Annotated in this window: 16 protein-coding genes; 7 read left to right on the top strand and 9 right to left on the bottom strand. The window is 22.8% G+C overall.

Annotated elements, in window-relative coordinates; all coding sequences use genetic code 11:
- Window positions 1-310: 310 nt before the first annotated feature.
- Both KQY27_RS02630 and KQY27_RS02635 read left to right on the top strand, forming a co-directional pair.
- Window positions 311-1555 carry a nucleotide sugar dehydrogenase gene (locus tag KQY27_RS02630; protein WP_224425024.1) on the top strand — a complete coding sequence of 415 codons (1245 nt, stop codon included), beginning with the start codon at window positions 311-313 and terminating at the stop codon, window positions 1553-1555.
- Window positions 1556-1705: 150 nt separating this feature from the next.
- A complete protein-coding gene (locus tag KQY27_RS02635; protein ID WP_224425025.1) occupies window positions 1706-2575 on the top strand; it encodes a hypothetical protein in 870 nt (289 codons plus the stop codon).
- A gap of 139 nt (window positions 2576-2714) precedes the next feature.
- On the opposite strand, the gene KQY27_RS02640 is transcribed toward KQY27_RS02635, so the two are convergent.
- From KQY27_RS02640 to KQY27_RS02680, 9 genes are all read right to left on the bottom strand, one after another.
- Window positions 2715-3812: a glycosyltransferase gene (locus KQY27_RS02640; RefSeq protein WP_224425026.1), complete on the bottom strand. Its 1098-nt coding sequence runs from the start codon at window positions 3810-3812 to the stop codon at window positions 2715-2717.
- A 98-nt stretch (window positions 3813-3910) separates the two neighbouring features.
- The gene (locus tag KQY27_RS02645; RefSeq protein WP_224425027.1) at window positions 3911-5095 is read right to left on the bottom strand and encodes a glycosyltransferase family 2 protein; all 1185 of its coding nucleotides are present in this window, start codon (window positions 5093-5095) and stop codon (window positions 3911-3913) included.
- Between the two features lie 99 nt (window positions 5096-5194).
- Window positions 5195-6448: a glycosyltransferase family 2 protein gene (locus KQY27_RS02650; protein ID WP_224425028.1), complete on the bottom strand. Its 1254-nt coding sequence runs from the start codon at window positions 6446-6448 to the stop codon at window positions 5195-5197.
- Between the two features lie 281 nt (window positions 6449-6729).
- Window positions 6730-7863 (bottom strand): glycosyltransferase, encoded by a 1134-nt coding sequence (locus KQY27_RS02655; RefSeq protein WP_224425029.1) that lies wholly within the window; start codon window positions 7861-7863, stop codon window positions 6730-6732.
- An 89-nt stretch (window positions 7864-7952) separates the two neighbouring features.
- Window positions 7953-9254, bottom strand: coding sequence for a glycoside hydrolase family 99-like domain-containing protein (locus KQY27_RS02660; RefSeq protein WP_224425030.1), 1302 nt, complete (start codon window positions 9252-9254; stop codon window positions 7953-7955).
- Window positions 9255-9340: 86 nt separating this feature from the next.
- The gene (locus KQY27_RS02665) at window positions 9341-12148 is read right to left on the bottom strand and encodes a glycosyltransferase (protein WP_224425031.1); all 2808 of its coding nucleotides are present in this window, start codon (window positions 12146-12148) and stop codon (window positions 9341-9343) included.
- A gap of 32 nt (window positions 12149-12180) precedes the next feature.
- A complete protein-coding gene (locus KQY27_RS02670; protein WP_224425032.1) occupies window positions 12181-13119 on the bottom strand; it encodes a hypothetical protein in 939 nt (312 codons plus the stop codon).
- Between the two features lie 224 nt (window positions 13120-13343).
- Window positions 13344-13790: a hypothetical protein gene (locus KQY27_RS02675; protein WP_224425033.1), complete on the bottom strand. Its 447-nt coding sequence runs from the start codon at window positions 13788-13790 to the stop codon at window positions 13344-13346.
- A 41-nt stretch (window positions 13791-13831) separates the two neighbouring features.
- Complete coding sequence (locus KQY27_RS02680; RefSeq protein WP_224425034.1) at window positions 13832-14542, bottom strand: hypothetical protein; 711 nt, start codon at window positions 14540-14542, stop codon at window positions 13832-13834.
- A gap of 638 nt (window positions 14543-15180) precedes the next feature.
- On the opposite strand from KQY27_RS02680, the gene hacA reads away from it, so the two are divergent.
- The 5 genes from hacA (at window position 15181) to KQY27_RS02705 (ending at window position 21140) form a co-directional block, all read left to right on the top strand.
- Entirely contained in the window at window positions 15181-16428 is a 1248-nt protein-coding gene (gene hacA / locus KQY27_RS02685) for a homoaconitase large subunit (RefSeq protein ID WP_224425035.1), read from the top strand.
- Between the two features lie 35 nt (window positions 16429-16463).
- Entirely contained in the window at window positions 16464-16934 is a 471-nt protein-coding gene (locus KQY27_RS02690; protein WP_224425036.1) for a 3-isopropylmalate dehydratase small subunit, read from the top strand.
- A 682-nt stretch (window positions 16935-17616) separates the two neighbouring features.
- Window positions 17617-18672 carry a class I SAM-dependent methyltransferase gene (locus KQY27_RS02695; RefSeq protein WP_224425037.1) on the top strand — a complete coding sequence of 352 codons (1056 nt, stop codon included), beginning with the start codon at window positions 17617-17619 and terminating at the stop codon, window positions 18670-18672.
- Between the two features lie 148 nt (window positions 18673-18820).
- Entirely contained in the window at window positions 18821-19828 is a 1008-nt protein-coding gene (locus KQY27_RS02700; RefSeq protein ID WP_224425038.1) for an isocitrate/isopropylmalate family dehydrogenase, read from the top strand.
- 97 nt (window positions 19829-19925) lie between these two features.
- Window positions 19926-21140 carry a cysteine desulfurase gene (locus KQY27_RS02705; protein WP_224425039.1) on the top strand — a complete coding sequence of 405 codons (1215 nt, stop codon included), beginning with the start codon at window positions 19926-19928 and terminating at the stop codon, window positions 21138-21140.
- Window positions 21141-21480 lie beyond the last annotated feature (340 nt).

The following is a 21480-nucleotide window of genomic DNA, read 5'->3' on the forward strand; positions in this document are numbered from 1 at the left end:
ATTTATCAAGTTAATATAAAAATCATATACAAACATGCCAAATTAAACTATCTTAATTGTCATGTAAAATTATATTATTAAGAATTTTAATATATAATAAAAGCTAAATTAATATTAATTTTAATGATATAAATAAATATTTGAAATAAAATATTTTAGATAAAATATTGAAATAAAATATTTAATATAATATATTTTGATATAATATTTGATAACCTATTGATATATAATCTATTTAATACCAAAAATAAATAGCTTTATATGAATAAATAAAAACAATTGAAAAATTATTTTAAATTATGTGATAATAATGAAAATCTGTATAATTGGTCAAGGATACATTGGTCTACCTACTGCAACTCTTTTTGCAGATAATGGCTGTGAAGTAGTTGGAGTTGACATAAATCAAGATTTAATTGATGATTTAAATAAAAGTATTGTTCATATTGAAGAACCAGGTCTAAAAGAAAAATTAAATCTAGCTATAACTAATAAAAATTATTCTGCATCAACCAAACCTGAAAAAAGTGATGTATTTATAATAACAGTTCCAACCCCAACAAATACAGATGATTTATCATGTGATTTAAGTTATGTCATATCTGCATGTGAAACAATAATCCCCTATTTAGAAAAAGGAAATATTGTTATAATTGAATCAACTATAGCCCCAATGTCAACAGACAATATAATAAAACCAATTTTTGAAAAAGAAGGTTTTAAAGTTGGAAAAGATTTATATCTTGCACATTGCCCAGAAAGAGTTCTTCCAGGTAAAATAATGGAAGAATTAATTAATAATGATAGAATAGTTGGAGGAATAACTCCAAAATGCTCAAATAAAGCAGCGAATATTTATGAAACCTTTGTCAAGGGAAAAATAATGAAAACAGAAGCAAAAACTGCTGAAATGTCTAAGTGCATGGAAAATACTTTTAGAGATGTGAATATTGCATTAGCTAATGAATTAACAAAAGTATGTTCAAAAATTGGAGTTAATGCACTAGATGTCATTGAATTAGCTAACAAACATCCAAGAGTTAATATTCATTCTCCAGGTCCGGGAGTAGGTGGACATTGCTTAGCTATTGATCCTTATTTCATTTATGCTCAAGCTCCAGAAGAAGCTAAACTAATTAAATTAGCTAGAGATATTAATAATAGTATGCCTCAATTTGTAGTTGATAAAACAAAAGAAATATTGAAAGAGGTTGAAAATCCAAAAATAGCTATTTTAGGAGTAGCTTATAAAGGAAATACTGGAGATATTAGAGAAAGTCCTGCATTAAAAGTATGTGAAATATTGGAAAATGAAGGTTTTGAAATAAATATTCATGACCCTCATGTCAAAAATGAAAATTATTATGGTTTTAAAGAAGCAATTGAAGATGCTGATATATGCATTGTATTATCAGACCATTTTGAATTTAAAAACTTGGATTTTAATCTAATGAGTGAAAAAATGAGAAACCCTATAATTTTTGATACTAAAAATCTTATTAAAGATGTTTCAAATAATAATTTAAAAATTATAAATTATGGAAATTTAAAATGAAAATAATTTTTAAATGAAGGTGATTTTATCTCAAAATTAGTTCAAAAAATCATTGAAATTGAATTTGATGAAATTGAAAGTTGCCAATTTCCAAAAAATCAACTTTTCGAATTAGTAGTTAATCAAAATAATAATAAATATGAATTTTTATTGAAATTAACTAAAATTAATAAATTAATAGTATTTGGTTCTGGTGCAGTTGCTTTAAATGGTCCTAAATCAATTGAACCTCCAATATATAACAGATACAGTTGGAATATTAATTTTGAAGAGTCATTGATTTTTTATAATGATCCTACTAGATATTTAAGTAATAATATTGCATTAGGATGGTGTGTAGGAACAGAAAAAGAATATTATTTAGAAACTATTTCAGAAATTATAAAAAAAATTGTAAAAAATTATAATAATGATTCAAATTATAAAAAAAATATAAAATTTAAAGATATTTTATTTTATGGTAGCTCTGGAGGAGGATTTACTTCAATAATTCTTGCAACATTGATTAAAGACTCAAAAGCTCTAGTAAATAATTCTCAACTAATAATAAAGAATTATTATGAGGCTCATGTTAGCAAGATGAAAAAAGCATGTTTTAGTGAGCTAAGCGATGAAGAAATATTTAATAATTATGGATATAGATTAAATGTTTTAGAAGCTTTTAAAAAGGAAGGATATATTCCTCCAATTACATATTATGTTAATTCAAATTCTAGTCATGATATTGATAAACAATGTATACCATTTATTAAAGGATTAAAAGAGCTTAATATTTACAATGAAAATAATAATGTCGAAATAATATTTTATACCGATGATAATGGACACAGCCCAATGAGTAAATCTAAAACAATAAAAGTTATTAAAAAGACTGTGAATTATGAAGCTAATTATAATTATTTTAATAAAGTGAAATTATTGAAAAAAGAATTACAACGTTATAAAACAAGAAAAATTGTAAAAATAGTAGATAAACTACTTAAAATCAAAAATAAAATCATGAAAAATAAAACTGTATAAAATAAAATTGTATAAAATAAAATTGTATAAAATAAAATTGTATAAAATAATCTGATAACATATATAAATTTTTTTAAAAATATTAATAAAATAATTAAAAAAGATTTAAAAATAAATAGCTATTTTTCTCATTATTAGATTATCTGAAAATTTTGTTTATTTTATCAGAATATTTTATAATTTTACGATTTTCATATGTTTTTAATTTATTTTTGAGATTGTTATTTTCTGTAGTAATATTATAAATTTTATTTTTATTGGAATTCATGATTCTTTTATATCTTAAAATATTTTTAATATCTTTATTAGCCATTAAACTAAAAAATAACTTTAATTCATCATTTTTAGGTTCGTTAGAATACTCAATATTCTTTTTAATATACCAATCCATCTCATCTAAAACTTTCTCAAATTCTTCTTTTGTAGAAAAATTACTAAAAAGAATTTTTGGTAAAAGATAATTCAAAAATCCTCTAAACACATTTTTTATATATGCTTCTTTACCATATTTCAAATATAAATCATATTTAATTTTTACTCCTTTCATAGTTCCATTAATATACTTTAAAGTTATATTGTTTGTTATAGAACTTTCTCTAAATACATACACATATATATTTTCATCTGGAAGATATTTTATTCCTTTAGCATTGAAAAAAACTTCATACACAAAAATAGTGTCCTGGCCCGGGATATTAGGAACAAATTCTATTTTATTTTTTTCTAAAAAGTCTCTTTTTATTATTTTACCAGATAATGCAGGAGATAATGATAAAATTTTCATGTTTTCGTCTATATTTTCAACAAAAGTTTTTCCAGAAAACCAATCATTATTTCTGATTTTAGAAATATTCTCTTTAGTTTCAATCCGATTTCCAAAAACTATATCTATGTTTTCCTTATTTATTTCATTATATAATAATTCACATGCATTGTTCTCATAATAATCATCAGGATCTAAAAACATTATATATGGAGAAGATGCATGGGAAATAGCTACATTTCTTGGTATTCCAGCAGACCCCGTATTATTTTCCAAATGAAAAGCAAAACAGTTAGAATAGTTCTTAGCATATTCATCAATAATTTTTCCACTACTATCAGTAGAAGCATCATCTACCATAATAACTTCCAAATTTTCAAATCCAAAGGTTTGTGATTGTATAGATAAAAATGCTTTTTGTATATACTCTTCAACATTGTGTATTGGCATTATAATACTAATTTTGAAGTTCATTTTTCCTCCAATTATCTTATAATAAATATTAAGTTATTATTCGCTTTTACAATAAAATTAAAATATAATAAAATATTTAATTATTTTTAGATAAATCATTATTTTAAAAGTTTTTTAATAAAACATGTGATATTTCGAAGAGGTTTTGTTATTTTCCAACTATTTGAAGATATCATTATTTCATTATTCTTTTTTAAATATTTAATATCCTTATTCAATTCTTTATTCTTATTTTTAAGTCTTTCTACCTTTTTTTCAAGACGGTTTATAGTAACCAATGCTTCTGAAAAATCATTAAGATAATTAAATTCTGAATAAGATTCTGCTCTCAAAGCATTGAAATAAAAACTTAAATTTATTTGACTTAGATTAATAAGATATTCATAATGCATAGAAAAATCATTGCAAATATTATTAAATTCTTCCTTAATATAATTAAAAAAATTTTTTTGAAAATCTTCATTCATTTTTTTATATTCACTACGAATTAAAAAAATTTTACGGTTTAATAATTTTTTTTTATAATAATCAAAAGTATTATTATCTTTAAAAGAATTTATAATATGATCAGCTATTGGAATTATATCTTGACATCTATGTCCCCTCATATTAACTAAAGAAGTCTTATGTCTCCTCCTATAGTAAAAATATTCCTCAACTAGCTCCATCCTTTCAGCATTTAAGAAAACATTGTAAAAAAATGGATTATCATGCATTACACGTTCTTTTGGAAATTTCGCATTAGATTTATCTAAAAGCTCCTTTTTATATAATTTTAACCAGGGACTAACAGCAAAACAAAATATAAGGTCTTTAACTTCATCAAAATAAAATAATCTATTTTTAAAAGAATCATCTAAACATTTAAAATTATAATAATCAATTTCATAGAATTCAGAATTTACATCATCATAATTCTTAGCTAAAAATATAAGAAGGTCTAAATTCTTGCTTTTTGACTCATTATAAGTATATTCAAGCATTTCCTCCTCAACCCAATCATCAGCATCGATGAAAGATATATATTCCCCTTTTGCAATTTTAAGGCCTTCATTTCTTGAAAAACCTCCCCCACTATTTTTTAAATTATTAATAATAGTAATTCGATTGTCTTTTTTTGCATACCTTTCCAAAATTGTTAAAGAGTTATCACTAGAATTATCATTTATACAAATAATCTCAATATCTTTTAGTGTTTGATTAACAACACTATTTAAACATTGTTCAAGATATTTTTCAACGTTATAAACTGGGATAATTACTGATATTTTGATATCATTCATGAAAATCACTTAATTAATATTAAATAGTCATTAATAGTAAGATTGATTCTTCTAATAAAAATATTTTTTCATCTAACAATATTATTAGTCATGGAAAAATTATCTGAATTTATTAGTTATTATCCTAATAGGTTTAGTAATTTTCCAACTTTTAGAAGAATAAACTTTTTCAAGCTCATTTTTAAGTTCACTATTACGATTTTTAAGTTCAGTATGATGATTTTTAATTCTTATAATATTATCCTTTAAATCATGGTTTTTTTCCAATAATCTTTTATTTTTATCTTTTAAATTATCTCTATATATTTTTAGGTTTTCATAATTATTTTCAAGGTTTTTTACTCTAGAAATCAAGTATGAATTTTCATTTAAAAGATCAAAAATATAATAATCATCTGTTTTCTGTGAATTAATGTAAAAATCTAAATTACGAGGAATTAAGTTATTTTTATACTCTTCATTTAAATTTTCATCTTTTCTTATTGTATTAAAATCATCTTGTAATAGTTTAAAAAATTCTAATCTGTTTTCTCCTTCAAATTTATTATATTCATGTTTAATTAATGTAATTTTCTTGTTTAAGACTTTTTTTTGGAATATTTTATAAAAATTATTTTCTTTGAAAATACTTATTATTAAGTTTGTTATTGGGATAATATCAAAATGTTTTTCATCAATAAAAGACATTACAGAATTTTTTACTCTTCTGCGGAAATAAAAATATTCATCATATAATAAAACTCTTTTAGCATTCAAAATAACATTAAAGAAAAAAGGATTATCTTCAAAAATCAATCCTTCAATAAATTTTGCATCGATAGAATCTATTAAATCTTTTTTATATAGTTTATTAACTGGTGAAACAGCTAAATAAAATATTTTATCATTAAAATCATTTAAATTATATACAGAATCTGTAAAAAATTCTTTAAATTGCAAAAGATCATAATAATCTGTTTTATAAAATTTTTGACTGATATCATCATAATTCAGCATTTTAAAAATTATCAAATCAGTTTGATTATTTTTTGCCTTTAAATACAAATATTCACAAGTTTTGGCATCAATCCAATCATCTGAATCTAAAAAAAGTATGTATTCTCCATTAGATTTTTCAATACCTAAATTTCTAGCTGATCCTGCACCACCATTTTTTTTGTTAATAATATTTATTCTTTTATCTTTTGAAGAATATTTATTTAATATTTCAAGAGATTTATCAGTAGACCCATCATTAACACATATAATCTCTATTTCGTTTAATGTTTGATTAATAACACTATTTAAACAATCTTCCAGATGTTTTTCAGAATTATATACTGGAATAATTATTGAAATTTTCAATTTACTCATTAAAATCATCCCTTTTTATAATAATAGATTTTATGATTATTATTCTCTATTGTATAATTTTAATATATACTTTATAATATATTAGCTAATTTTTAATCTATTATATAATATTTAGTCTATTATATGATATTTATTGTATAATATTTAATCTATTTTTAATATGTTATATAATATTTAATCTAATCAAAAGGATTGTATCATATGTTTATATATTTTTAATATATTATATCATATATTCCCTCTAAAAAAATTTATATTTTTACCATTAATTTAGATAATAACTATTTTAAACCTCTCAAAAAATTTAATATCTTAGAAGAGGAGGTTGATTTTTGAAATTTTTGATTTTCAATTTTTTTTTCTGTTTTATTCTTACTCTTTTTATTTTTAGATTTAATAACATTAATTTTTGAGTCCCTTTTTTCATTTAGTAATATAACTTCTTGGAATGAATTAGAATTAATAATATTTGAATAAATTTTTTTATATCTTCTACGTAATTTTGATTCAATTTTAGAAAATTCAATATTTGAAATTTCTTCTTTTGATTTGAGAAAATATTCATCTTGATAACTTTTTCCACATCTTAAAAGCCAAAAATTTATTTGTTGTAATTTAAACTCATAAAATTCTAATTCATAAGATTCAAATAGATTGTTAGAAATTAAAAAAGATTGAACTTCATCAATAACTTCAAAGATATCAAATATTCTAGGAGTATCCTTAGAAATCAATAACATAGACTCTTGATGATTTCTTCTATAAAAATATAAATATTCTGGGCAGAAAGATATTTTATTAGCCTTTAATAAAACTTGAACATGAAATGGAACATCAGGATAAGTTATTTTCTCTTTAAAATAAAAATTATAAGATTTTAAAAACTCCAATCTATAAAACTTAAACCAAGGGGCAAAAAGATTATTCATAACCTGTTCTTTAATATTTTTTGCTTTAAAAACAAAATTATTATAATCTATATCTTCTTCAAAATATTTTTCAAGATTAAGTGATTTGGGATAAGTATAGGAATCATTATCAGAATAATAAAAAACAATTTTGAATATTACTACATCCGAATCATTAGATTTAGCATTAATATATAATTTTTCAAAAGCATCAATAGCGAACCAATCATCATTATCTGCAAAAGTTACATACTCACCAACAGCTATTTTCAAACCAGCTTCCCTAGCAGGCCCCACATCTTTATTTTCTTGAGTGATTACTTTAATTCTTTTATCTTTTTTAGAGTAAATCTCTAATATTTCTGGTGAAGAATCTGTTGAACCATCATCTACGCATATAACCTCTATTTCAGTAAGTGTTTGATTCAAAAGACTATCCAAACATTCTTTCAAATATTTTTCAGAATTATAAACAGGGACAATTACTGATACTTTAACTTTATCCATTTAAACACTGCCCTTAACAAATAATTTTAATAAACTTTTAAACAAAAATATTATCCCATCTAAAAGAAAAAATAATTATATTATGTTTTTTATTTTTCTAAATCATAAAGAGGTAAATTTAACCTATAATCTAATAACGCATCCAAAGTAGATTCTAAATAAGCAAAACCATATTTTCTATCGGGTTCTAAATGTGCACCTTCTGCCCATTCGTTCCAAGCATTTATGAACAATAATTTGTTTTCAGGGTGTATTTTCTCTGTAATTTTTATTGAGTTATATAACCATTTTCTATAAAAATCAGGAGATGAATTTTGATATATATGGCCTGAATCTTTTCTTCTCGCAGTATTATCCCATGATGGAAGAACTGTCTTATAATCATTAGAATTTTTATTATATTTATTCATATTTACCATAGTTTTTGGAAAATCATATATCTTTCCTTTAAAGTTAGGATTTATATATTTCAAGTCTTTCTTAATCACCCTTTTAATATTATTAGGAGGGAATTCAGCAGCAGCATTAAAATCCCATTCTTCAGGGCTGTCTTCGAAACCTCCAGTTCTAGTATGAATTAAATATATGTCATTAAATCCTTCATTCTTAACATAATCTCTCCATAAAGATATTGTTTTTATCATTAATTCTTTTTTTATTATTTTAGGCCTATAAACAATTAACAAGGGCGAATTATCAAATTTAATGTATCTATCATCTTTAAAAAAAGGCATTATATCCTCAATAAATTTTATAATATCTTCTTCTTTAAAATCCTGATCTAATAATACATCTTCATTAAAACCATCCCAATTGCGAGACCATGGTTCATTTGCCCAACAAAGCATAAATGGAAAGTTTAAATTTTTATCATTTAAAAAATTAAAAATAGGTTTTTCTAAAAGCCTTTTCCCCCCGCTAAACCAATAATAATGAAAACAAAATCCATAAACCCCATATTTTTTTGCTAGTTTAATTTGTTTCATAAATACATTTTTATTAGTCAAATCATAAAATCCAAGTTCATCTGGAAGATGTGGTTGATAATGATTTACAAATTGTGGTTGACCAAGAGTTACATTAGTCCATTCTGTGAATCCTGAGCCCCACCATTTATCATTCTCAGGTATAGTATGGAATTGAGGCAGATAAAAGGCAATTAGTTTAGGATCATTGTTTCTTCTTTCAAAACTTCGATTAGATTTTTCAACATATTCCTTTGAATCTAAATTTGGGTTTTTATTATAGAGATAGTCTATAATTTCATTATTATTATTTTTAGATTCTGTATATTTTTCTTTAAGAGAATTATATTTTTCTTTATTAACACCATTTGATAATTTTAGAATGTTTGAGTCGATCTTTTCTTTAAATTTTTTTATTATATCCATAATAACACCTAAAATTACACTATATTATATGATAAATAATATCTTATTTGAAATTATAAATAATTTACATTTTAAGCAATATATTTTTATTTATTCAATTTTCTATTATAAATATCTAAATATTCTTCTGCCATTTTTTTAGTTGATTTAAATTTTATTTTTTTTAATCCTTTTTGAACATTAATATATTCATCCACATTACTTGAAACATCTAAAATCGTTTCATAAGTTGATTCAGGACTTTTATGATTAATAATCCAACCACCATTATTTGAAATGGTTCTATCCTTTAACACTCCAATATCTGAAACTAGAACGGGAATTTCACAACTCCATGCTTCAGAAAGAGTGTGGCAATATGTTTCAGGCCAAGGAGAAAAAATTCCAATGAAAGAAGGATTAATATTTGCAATTTTTTTATTTATATCATCTCTACTATATCTTCCATGATATTTACCATATTTTTTTAAATCTGAAGGAGTTCCTAAAAAATTAAAGTCTAATTTAAAATTTTTATCGATTTTTTTAAGATCTTTAATGAGTTTCAAGCCTTTATTATCCGTTATATTTCCAATAAATAGAATTTTAATTCTTTTATTTGTATTAGGAATTTCAAATAAATCTTTTTTTAGTTCTGGAAAATCTCTTCCATGTTCTATAACAAACAAATTTTCTATTTTTAATTTCGGATAAATATTTAAAAAAATACTTTTAACTATGTCAGAAGTTGTTATAAAACAATCCACATTTGAAAACATCTTGAAAACTTCTTCTCTCCATTTTTTAACAAATTTTTTTAAATTATTAACATTTATTAAATTTTTCATAGGCGGTGTGCAAGTTCCATTTACATTAGAACATTTCCCTCCACAATAATGAACATTATCATCTAAAAGGTTATAAGATGGACATATAAAATAAAAATCATGGAAAGATAATATTGTTGGAATATTTAAAATTTTAGATATTTTAGGTAAATCAAAGGTATGTAAAATTAAATGTCTAATATGTACTATATCAATTCCCAAACTAATAAGAACATTGAAATATATGTCCCTATATTCAGTTGAATAAAATTTTTCAGCACCATAAACAGATTTTATTTTCCATTCTCTAATTAATTCAAATTTTTCACCATTAAATTTTCTTAAAAAAAGTTTATTATATCCAGAACTTAATACAAAACATTCAAAATAATTTTCAATATTTTTCATTAAGTCTTCATTAGTCATTGTAGTTCCACCGCCTTCAGGATGAACTACATACAATATTCTTTTTTTATCATTTATTTTATTTTTATCTATATATTTATAAATATTAGTAATTTTTTTCTCAAATTCTTCTTCTTTTAGACTTAATATGTAATCTATTTCTTTTTTTGAAAACTCTTCAGAAGTCAAATAATAGTCAAAGTTTACTTTCTTATTTTCATTTATACCATACAAAACATAATGCATAAGTGGATTCATTTTGATTTTTTTAACATTTTTATAAGATTTTAAATAAAATTTTGGATTAAAATTCTCACTTGGAATCTTATTTTCATTATATCCATAAATCATGTAATGTATTAAAGGAGTAATATATAAATCCTTAAGATTAGGGTATTTATAGATATAAAATTCTTCATTAAAAAAATTAGAGTTTTTAATGATTTTAAATGCTTTATAATGTCTAAAAAGATCTTTAAAATGAATATTAAATTTTAATAGTATGTAAATATAAGGATTAGATAATATATTTTTAAGATAATCAGAGCTTTTTAAAAATTTCATTCTTTCATTCTTTTTATTAATTAAATAATTTATAAATTTGTGTGTTTTAGATGATTTTAAAATTCTTGAATGCTTTCTTAATTTTTTATTTTCGACTTTAGATTTTTTTAAAGTCCTTCTTGAAGAAGATTTTTCATTTAAAATGTCAAAATCCCTGCTTGTAGGTGATTTAGATAGTTTTTTATAAAAATATGAGTTTTTTCTATTAAGGAAAGTTTCAATTTCTTCATCCCTAAGGATTTTATTAATGTTTGCAATATGGTCAATCATTTTAATGAAAAATTTTTCTTTAAAATTGGAACTTATATCATTATAAATAATTCTACACATTTTGAAATTATAGTTTATCAAATCTTTTTTATAATATTCATATCTTTCATTATCAATGAAAATATTAAAAATAATATTCATTATTGGAAAAATATCTAGATATTTTTCATCATTCAAAGACATTACTGAATTTTCATGTCTACGGCGAAAATATAGATATTCATTAATAACTAACATCCTATTTACATTAAGGATAGAATTGAAAAAGAAAGGATTATCTTCAAAAATAAATCCTTCAGCAAATTGTCCGTTTATTTGATCTAAAAAACTTTTTTTATAAAATTTATTAGTTGTGGCTGTTGAAATTGAAAAAATATTTGCTGAAATATCGTCATAGCTAAAAATATCACCATTATAAAATTTTTTCAAAATTAAAAGGTCATAAATAGAATCTTTAAAATATTTATTATTCTTATCATCAAAATTCAACATTTTGAATATTATTATATCTGTATTTTTTGCTTTGGCACTATTATATAACAATTCAGAAGTATTATTTTTAATCCAATCATCAGAATCTACAAAAAGAATGAATTCCCCTCTAGCATGTTGTATTCCCTTATTTCTTGATGAACCTGCACCTCCATGAGATTTATCTATAATAATTATTCGATTGTCCATATTAGAATATTTTTCTAAAATGTTAAATGAAGAATCAGTAGAGCCATCATTAATACAAATTATTTCTATATCTTCCAATGTTTGATTAATAACACTATCTAAACATTTTTCAAGATATTTTTCTGAATTATAAACGGGAATTATAATTGAAATTTTTATATTTTTCATTATATCTTTATCAATTATCAAAAATGATAAATTTAAAACCAAAGTGCCAATTTAAATTTTTCTGTACATATAATAAATTGTTCATTAATTCCAGAATATTTAACCACATTATATTCAGCATTATTTTTATCTAAAATTTTTAAAAGTTCATTGACAGTATTTTTTTCACCATTTCTTTCATAATCATCAAAAATTATTATATAGTCATCTTTTAAGTTTTTATCAATAATATCCCAAATATTTGTCCTTGGATATTCTTGATTCATTCCAATTGGACCATCCACAAGTATGAAATCAAATTTTTTGTCTTTAATAGAATCTTTTATATCATTATATCTGATATTTTCAGTAGATTTATGAATATAAGTTTCAGTAGGAATTTGTTTAATTAAAACATTATTAATATGAGACATTTTATAAGAAAATTTATCAATCCAATTTTGATCATTTTCTAGAACTAGAAGGGATGCATCCAAATTATTAAGAACATATTGAGATGTTAAATTTGTAGTCTGTCCAAGTCCTAATTCCAGAATATCTTTTGGTTTAAGATCATTTAATATACGATAAATTAAATACATATAGGAATAATTTGCAGCGCCATTTATTAAAGAGAAATTTTTATTTTTTAACCATTTTGAATCTCTAATTGTATCATTAAATACATTAGCATAAATTAATTCTTTAGTATTTAAAAAGATTTTGCTTTGTAATATTTCAAAATCTCTTTTTTCATATAATCTTTTTTCTAATTTATCAATTTTTGTTTCATAATTATTTTTTATATTGTTTTGTGAATCCTTTAATACTTTTATTTTATTTCTACTTTCATCTAACTTATTAGATTTATTTTTATAAGCTTTTTTTAATTTATTTAATTTTTTATTTGTTTTTTTAAAATTATCTTTGTAATATTTATATTTACCACTTCTATTTAAAAACCATGAAGATAAGGAATCTTTAAATGACAAATTATCACCAGTGCAAAAATATTTTATTTAATAAAGATTTTTTAAATAATTGTTTGAGTTAATTTTAAATTTAGAATTAATTAATATTATAATTATCTATATTTAGTTATTTAAAACCTTTTTTCATATCTAACTTTAAAACTATGGCATATGAAATTGTAGATTTTTGATTAAAATAACAACTCATTTTTTGAGAAAAAAGAAGATATTATTTTAATAAGTGATTAAGCAATTTCTTTATTAATTACCCATTTAGGACCTGAAAGATTTTCTAAAAATCTTTCAGCTCTTAATTCAAGGATTATATCTGGTTTATACCAATTTATTAGTTCTTTATTCAACATACCATGATCCCAATAAAAAAACATTTCTTTAAAGTATAAACAAATATAATTTTGAATAAATTCAAAAAAAGAATCTCCAAATACTAACACTTTAGAATCTGAGAAACTTTTATCATTTTTAAAATAATATGATTTTCTCTCCTTAGAAAATCTGAATTTTTCTGGAATTTTTTTTTCTAAATTGACAAACGAAGAAGAAGTTATTGTACAAAAATCATCTTCTAATTTATAATTATTTTTCTTACTCATAGAATAAGACCAATTTTTTTCAGCTACTAAATCTAGTATTCTTTTTATTTTAATATTAGTAGTATTTTCAGAAATCATTTTTTGGAAATCAGAGAAATTGAAGTTTTTGTCTATATGATTTAAAAATTTAAAGCTAATTTTTCCCCCCCTTTATATGAAATATGAGTATCATGTTTAAAATAATCTTCTTCGTCTAAACTATCAATAAAATCTGGAAAAAGATCATTAATTTGATCATAGATTCTATATGTATTATTAAAATCAAAAGGTAATTTTTTTTTGCAAACTAGGCTTTTATCAGGGAATATAAAAAAATAATATTTAATATTCATCTCATTGAAAAAAAAAGTTTTAAATGAAAAATTATCTTTAAAAACTTTTGGATTGAAATTATTAGGATATAAATCATCAAAATGTTGTTTTATTTCATTATTTGAATCATTAATTAAAAAAAGAAAATCATCATTTCCTTCTAAGGTTAAATTAAGTGAATCAAAACTAGGAGTCATCATATTATTATTTTCATATAATGCTACGTAAACTAATGGATTTAGTCCTGAATTAAGAAAATTTTCATTAGATGATAAAAATTTCTTAATATTAAGTGTATTGTTAGTGTATCTCCCTTCATCATGGCCAAAATATATATAGTGAATTATAGGATTTAGTTTTTTTATATCAGGATATTTTAATAAATATTCTTTTTCATCTAAAAGATTATTTTTTTTAATAGTATTATACGATTTAAGTATTTGAAAAGTTTTTTTAAACCAATTATTCTTTAATTTGTCTGATTCATGAAATTCATGAAAAAAAGAAAATAATCCCAATTAATCCAACTCCTACAAAAATTTAAGATGCCAAAAGCATGAAAATGTTCAATATTAATAATAATATTCTTTAATAATACTAAAGTAACTAATGATATATTAAAATTTAATTAATATTTATTAATTATATATGATATTAATATTATATTACATTTATTAATAAATTATTTATTGTTTAATAATTATATAAATAAAATGATTCTATTAATGATATATATCAATTTCATTAATTTAAGAATCTCAAAATGAAAAAAATAAATAATTTTATAAATTCGTTAAATAGTTTCCTTATAAGTATATTCTCAATAAATTTTAGATTTTACAAAAAATGAATAGTCAAAATTTTAAACTAAAATATTAAAAATAATACTAAAATAACTAAAACAGCTATTAATAAGAAATACTTCTGTTATAGAGTTGATACAATAATTATTAATTTTATTGAATAATAATAAATATATTTAAAAAAATTTATCAAGACTACTAAACTATAATATAATAATATATCATAATATATTAAATAAATAATTTATTAAAATAAATAAATATTTATATTGAAATAATATTTAATATTCTTTTGTTTTTTGAATTTAATGAATATTATAAAAATAAATATTTTGCATTGGAGAAAATTGAGTATGTCACAAACAATGTCTGAAAAAATATTAGCTAAAGCTTCTAATAAATCTTCATCAGAAGCTGGTGAAATAGTTATGGCCAACATAGATGTAGCTATGACTCATGATTTAACTGGACCTCTTTCAGTTGAATCATTTGAAAAAATAGGAACTGAAAAAGTTTGGGATCCAAGTAAAATTGTTATCCCCTTTGATCATCAAGTACCTGCTGATTCTTTAGATGCAGCTAACAATCATATAATTATGAGAAAATTTGTAAAAGAACAAGGAATAGAAAACTTTTATGATGTAAACGAAGGAGTTTGTCATCAAATATTACCTGAATTAGGACATGTTGTTCCAGGAGAAGTAATCGTTGGAACTGATTCTCATACCTGTACACATGGTGCATTAGGGGCTTTTGCAACTGGAATTGGATCTACTGATATGGCCATGGTATTCTCAACTGGTAAACTTTGGTTTAAAGTACCTGAAACCATAAGATTCAATATAGAAGGACAGTTAAAAGAAAATGTATATGCAAAAGATGTAATTCTTAATATCATCGGCCAAGTAGGAGCTGATGGAGCTACATATAAAGCCTGTGAATTTGCAGGAAATACAGTTTCTAATATGACTGTTTCTGATAGAATGGTTCTCTGTAATATGGCTATTGAAATGGGTGGGAAGACTGGGCTTGTTGAACCAGATGAAAAAACATTAAATTATGTTAAAGCTAGATCAAATAAACCATATGAAGTATTTAAAACTGATTTAGATGCTCCTTCACTTGAAATAATAGACATTGATGTAGATAATCTTGAACCTCAAGTAGCCTGCCCTCACAATGTAGATAATGTGAAACCAGTGAGTGAAGTTGATAAAGAAATAGATCAAGTATTTTTAGGTTCTTGTACTAATGGAAGAATATCTGACTTAAGACAAGCAGCTAAAATATTAAAAGGTGATAAAATAGCTAATGGTGTTAGAATGTTAGTGATTCCTGCTTCAAAAGAAGTCTACACAAAAGCTCTTAACGAAGGATTAATAAATATTTTTGTTGAATCTGGTGCATTAGTTTGTAATCCTTGCTGTGGTCCATGTCTTGGTGGACATGTAGGACTTATAGGACCTGGAGAAGTGAGTCTTTCAACTTCAAACAGAAATTTCAAAGGAAGACAAGGTAGCCCAGAAGGAGAAGTTTATTTATCTTCAGCTGCAGTAGCTGCTGCTTCAGCTATTGAAGGAAAAATCATTGCACCTAAATAAATTGATAATGAGTAATTATAATAGGAAAGAATATTATGAAAGGAAAAGTATGGAAATTCGGAGATGACATTGATACAGACATTATTATCCCTGGAAGATATTTAGTAGTGACTGATCCTGATAAATTAGCTAAGCATTGTATGGAAGGATTAGACTCTGATTTTTACAAAAAAATTAATAAAGGAGATTTCATAGTAGCTGGAAAAAACTTTGGTTGTGGATCATCTCGTGAACATGCCCCAATTGCCCTTCAAGGAGTTGGAGTTGGAGCTGTAATAGCTGAATCATTTGCAAGAATCTTTTATAGAAATGCTACTAATGTTGGAATCCCTCTTCTTGAAGCTCCTGGAATTAGTAAAGTTTTAAAAGAAGGAGAGGAAATAGAAGTAGATATGGAAAATGGAGTAATAATATCTGAATCTGGAAAAGAATATAAATTTAAAAAATTGCCTCCATTTATGTTAGAAATCCTAGAAAAAGGCGGTTTAATTCAATACCTCAAATAATAATCTTAAAATTCCATTTTTATATTTTATTTGGAATTTTAAAACTTTTTTTAATCATATTTCATCTTTAATCTGATATTATATTAGAATTATAGATTAATTAGCTTATTTATACATTATTAGTTATATTTAATGTATCATAAATATCATTGAAATAATTTAAAGAAATAAAATCAAAGTAATCACGACTAAAGTTTTCTTTTTGTTTTCTTTTTTTCTTATAAAAAAAATTATTTTTTTATTTAATATAGTTATTATTTTTTTTATTGTGTTTAAAATTTAAAAATTTTACAAATATATGATTCTAAATCTATATTTTGAATAATAAATACATCTAAGAACTGAATATTATTTATCTGTTTGATTTAATAGAAATTTTTATAATATGAATGAAATTATTATACTATTATATTATTAATTTTAAATATTAACTAATAATAATATGATAAATATTAAATAATTATATAAATATAATAAAAGTATAATAAAATCAAACATATCCAAGTATAATATTTATTGAGAATATCTAATAATTCTATTAATTTTTTATTTTATTTATTCAAAGCTTATTAGATGTTTAAAATCAGTTTATCAAAATATTATCCAAAAAAATTTAAAATATTTTTCATAAACTAAATTGATTTTTTTAAAAAAAATGTAATAAACAAAGGGAAATAGAAAAATGATATTTAAAAAAGGTTATTATGAAAAAGAAGGTTATAATATTTTTATTAATCAAAAAAATTATAGAAAAAGTTATAACAGTCTAACAAATCATTCTCAAATAAGTTTTCTGCTAGGATTAATTTCCTCCTTTAAATTCTCAAATGGAGAAAGCATAAAGACTGCATTGGAAGTTGGGATTTATAATGGTGTTACTTCAACATATATGTTAAAAGAAGGAAGTAAAAAAAATAATTTTAGTTTATATTGTATAGAAAAAGGAGAAGAGGATTTTTTTGGTGAAGTGCTTTTAAAAGAATGTAGTTCAGATGAGTTAAAAAATTGTAGTATAAATAAAGGATGTACAGTTTTTGATATAGAAAATATTTTAAAAGAAGATACTAAGTTAGATTTAGTATTTTTAGATGCAGGGCATTCACATCCATATCCATTAATTGATTTAATACATGTAATACCTTATTTACATGATGAATCCATTGTTTTATTACATGATGTTGTTGATTACATGCGTCCAAATGCTTGGGGAGAAAGCTTTATATATACTGATTGGAGTGAATATAAATACAGGACTTGTTATATAGATAGTAATCAAGAAATTAAATCAGAAACAAGTTTAGGATATATTGAAATACCGAAAAACAAAGAAATAATATATGAAAATTTATTAAAAATAGCAAAAATACCATTTAGAGCATCACCGTGGAAAATAGATGACATTTATTTAGGGATTTCTAAAGAATCTATAGGAAAATTAAAAATTTTTATGGAAAAATATTATGACAAAAAATTTGTTGAGGAAATTATTGGTATTTTTTATAAAAATCTAGAAGAATATACTGATCATTGGAATCTTTATCATCATGAAACAAAATTTTTCAATTATCTTTATGAAAACAGCCAAAATCATGCTGAAAGAATTGGTAAATTAGAAAAGAGGAATCAAAAAATCGAACAAGATTTAAAAAGAAAAAATAAATTATTAAAAGAAATTCAAAATTCAAATTCTTGGAAAATAACTAAACCTTTAAGAAAAATAGGTAAAAAATTAAAATAATATAATTATATTTTTAATTATTTGAAAAAATTTATAATAATAATAAATAATAATAAATAATAAAAATATTAATGAAAATAGTTATTAAAATAGTAATTAAAATAATTAATTAAAAAATAAAAATATAAAAAAGTAATAATATGGTATCATGTACAAAATAGCTGTAATCCCTGGGGATGGAATTGGAAAAGAAGTGATGGAAGCAACTTTAAATATCTTAGAAGCTTTAGATATTGAGTTTAAATATGAATTTGGTGATGCTGGAGATGAATGTTATGAAAAAACTGGTGAAGCTCTTCCTCAAGACACAATAGATATTGTAAAAAATGCTGATGCATGCTTATTTGGAGCTGCTGGTGAAACTGCAGCAGATGTAATAGTTCGGCTTCGACAAGAAATGGATTTATTTGCAAATCTTCGACCTGTAAAATCATATCCTGGAACTAATGCATTATTTGATGATCTTGACTTTATGATTGTTAGAGAAAATACTGAAGGAATGTATATTGGAGATGAAGATTACATTGAAGATAAATCTGGAAATATAACTGGAGCTACAGCTAAACGAGTTATAACAGAAGAAGCTTCTAAACGTATTTGTGATTATGCCTTCAAATATGCAAAAAAGAATGAAAGGAAAAAAGTCACAGGAGTTCATAAAGCTAATGTCCTTAAAAAAACTGATGGGCTCTTTAAAAAAGTTTTCTATGAAGTAGCTAAAAACTATGAAAATGAAGGAATAGAATCAGAGGACTTTTATGTCGATGCAACAGCTATGTATCTTTTAACCCGTCCACAAAGCTTTGAAGTTATTGTTACAACAAATCTCTTTGGAGACATACTTTCTGATGAAGGGGCGGGACTTGTAGGTGGTCTTGGACTTATACCTTCAGCTAATATAGGTGAAAACAGAGGATTGTTTGAACCAGTTCACGGATCTGCTCCAGATATAGCTGGAAAAGGATTAGCTAATCCCGTAGCTATGATATTATCAGCTGTCATGATGCTTGAATATCTAGGTGAAAAAGAAGCTGCAGTAAAAATCGATAGAGCTGTTTTAAAAGTTTTATCAGAAGGTAAAATTGTTACTGGAGATCTTGGTGGGAATTCTAGTACCATGGAAATGTCTGAAGCTATTAAAAATAGAATAAATTGAATCTAATTCAATATATTTTAAATAAATTAAATACTTAAATAAATTAAATAAGTTAAATATATTAATTGTCTTATAAGATAAAATAGGTGGTGTTTTCTTGAAATCTAGTAAAGACATAAGAAAAGATTTTCCTATTTTAAATAATATTATTTATCTTGATTCTGCTAGTACTAGTTTAACTCCAAAAATTGTTATAGACGAAATGAATGATTATTATTATAATTACAATGCTAACATTGGCCGAGGAGCTTATAGAACAGCGATAAAATCGGGACAAAAAGTAGAAGAAACTCGAGAAAAAATAGCTAAATTAATCAATTCTTCTGAAAATGAAATCATTTTCACTCAAAACACTACAAGTGCTATTAATATTGTAGCTAATGGTTTCCCCTTTGAAGAAAACGATAATATTATTATTTCAAATATTGAACACCATTCTAACTCTATTCCTTGGTTGAATCTTGAAAAAAATAGTGATAATGGATGTAATAATATTAATGTAAAAATAGCTAATGCTAATTCACAAGGAATCATTGATCCATCAACTGTTTCAGAATTAATCGATAGTAATACAAAATTAGTAGCTATTACACATGTTTCTAATTCTATTGGATCTTGTCAAGATATAAAAGAAATTTCAAAGATTGTTCATGAACATGATGATATTTATCTTTTAGTTGATGTTGCTCAATCAATTGGACATATGAATATCGATGTTAAAGATATTAATGCTGATTTTATAGCTGCACCTGGACACAAAGGTCTTCTTGGTCCTACAGGTACAGGTTTTTTATATGGAAAAGAAGAATTATTAAAAAAATTAATACCAAAAAATCTTGGTGGAGGAACCATCACAAATCTTAAAAATCATGAATTTAAACTAGAAAAGGTTCCTCATAGATTTGAAGGTGGAACTCAAAATATCAGTGGAATTATAGGTCTTGGAAAAGCTATAGACTATATAATTGATATTGGAATTTCAAAAATTGAAAAGCATTCTCAAGAACTAACAAAAAAACTTTATAATAGTTTATCTGAGATAGATAATGTTATATTATATGGAAATCCAGAAAATATATTTAGTATCGTTTCTTTTAATATAAAAGGTGCAAATCCTTATGATATAAGTAAAATATTAGATGAAACAAGTAATATTTGTGTTAGAAGTGGTTTTCATTGTGCAATACCTTCATTGAATCTAATTAATGCAAATGAAGGAAGTATTAGAGCTTCAATTCATTGTTATAATAATGAAGACGATATTAAAAAACTTGTTGAGAGTTTAAAAGAAATAGTTATTTTATTTAGCTAAAAACATTTTTAATTTCTTTAATTCTCATAATTATAATAAATTTTATTTTTCAATTGATATAAAATAATTATAAAATAATTATAAATTAATTATAAATTAATTAGAATTAATTATAAGCATCAATTTATTAATAAAATTTCATACAAATATAAAAATACAAAGACAGTATTATAAAACAATATTATAATTTAAATTATACAAACAAATTATATTCCCAAAAACATAAATTAAAGTATAAGTTTAAATAACTATATTTAATATAATAACTGATTAATTATTTTATAAAAATTTATCAAAATTAATTTATATAATAGATATTTGAATATAATTAAATTATAAT

The organism is Methanobrevibacter sp. TMH8 (assembly GCF_020148105.1).
Lineage (GTDB): Archaea > Methanobacteriota > Methanobacteria > Methanobacteriales > Methanobacteriaceae > Methanobinarius.

Coding starts and splice junctions, on each gene's coding strand:
- KQY27_RS02630 (WP_224425024.1), top strand. CDS start 311: ATGAAAATCTGTATAATTGGTCAAGGATACATTGGTCTACCTACTGCA.
- KQY27_RS02675 (WP_224425033.1), bottom strand. CDS start 13,790: ATGATTTCTGAAAATACTACTAATATTAAAATAAAAAGAATACTAGAT.
- KQY27_RS02650 (WP_224425028.1), bottom strand. CDS start 6,448: ATGAGTAAATTGAAAATTTCAATAATTATTCCAGTATATAATTCTGAA.
- KQY27_RS02695 (WP_224425037.1), top strand. CDS start 17,617: ATGATATTTAAAAAAGGTTATTATGAAAAAGAAGGTTATAATATTTTT.
- KQY27_RS02640 (WP_224425026.1), bottom strand. CDS start 3,812: ATGAACTTCAAAATTAGTATTATAATGCCAATACACAATGTTGAAGAG.
- KQY27_RS02665 (WP_224425031.1), bottom strand. CDS start 12,148: ATGAAAAATATAAAAATTTCAATTATAATTCCCGTTTATAATTCAGAA.
- hacA (WP_224425035.1), top strand. CDS start 15,181: ATGTCACAAACAATGTCTGAAAAAATATTAGCTAAAGCTTCTAATAAA.
- KQY27_RS02655 (WP_224425029.1), bottom strand. CDS start 7,863: ATGGATAAAGTTAAAGTATCAGTAATTGTCCCTGTTTATAATTCTGAA.
- KQY27_RS02700 (WP_224425038.1), top strand. CDS start 18,821: ATGTACAAAATAGCTGTAATCCCTGGGGATGGAATTGGAAAAGAAGTG.
- KQY27_RS02645 (WP_224425027.1), bottom strand. CDS start 5,095: ATGAATGATATCAAAATATCAGTAATTATCCCAGTTTATAACGTTGAA.
- KQY27_RS02660 (WP_224425030.1), bottom strand. CDS start 9,254: ATGGATATAATAAAAAAATTTAAAGAAAAGATCGACTCAAACATTCTA.
- KQY27_RS02690 (WP_224425036.1), top strand. CDS start 16,464: ATGAAAGGAAAAGTATGGAAATTCGGAGATGACATTGATACAGACATT.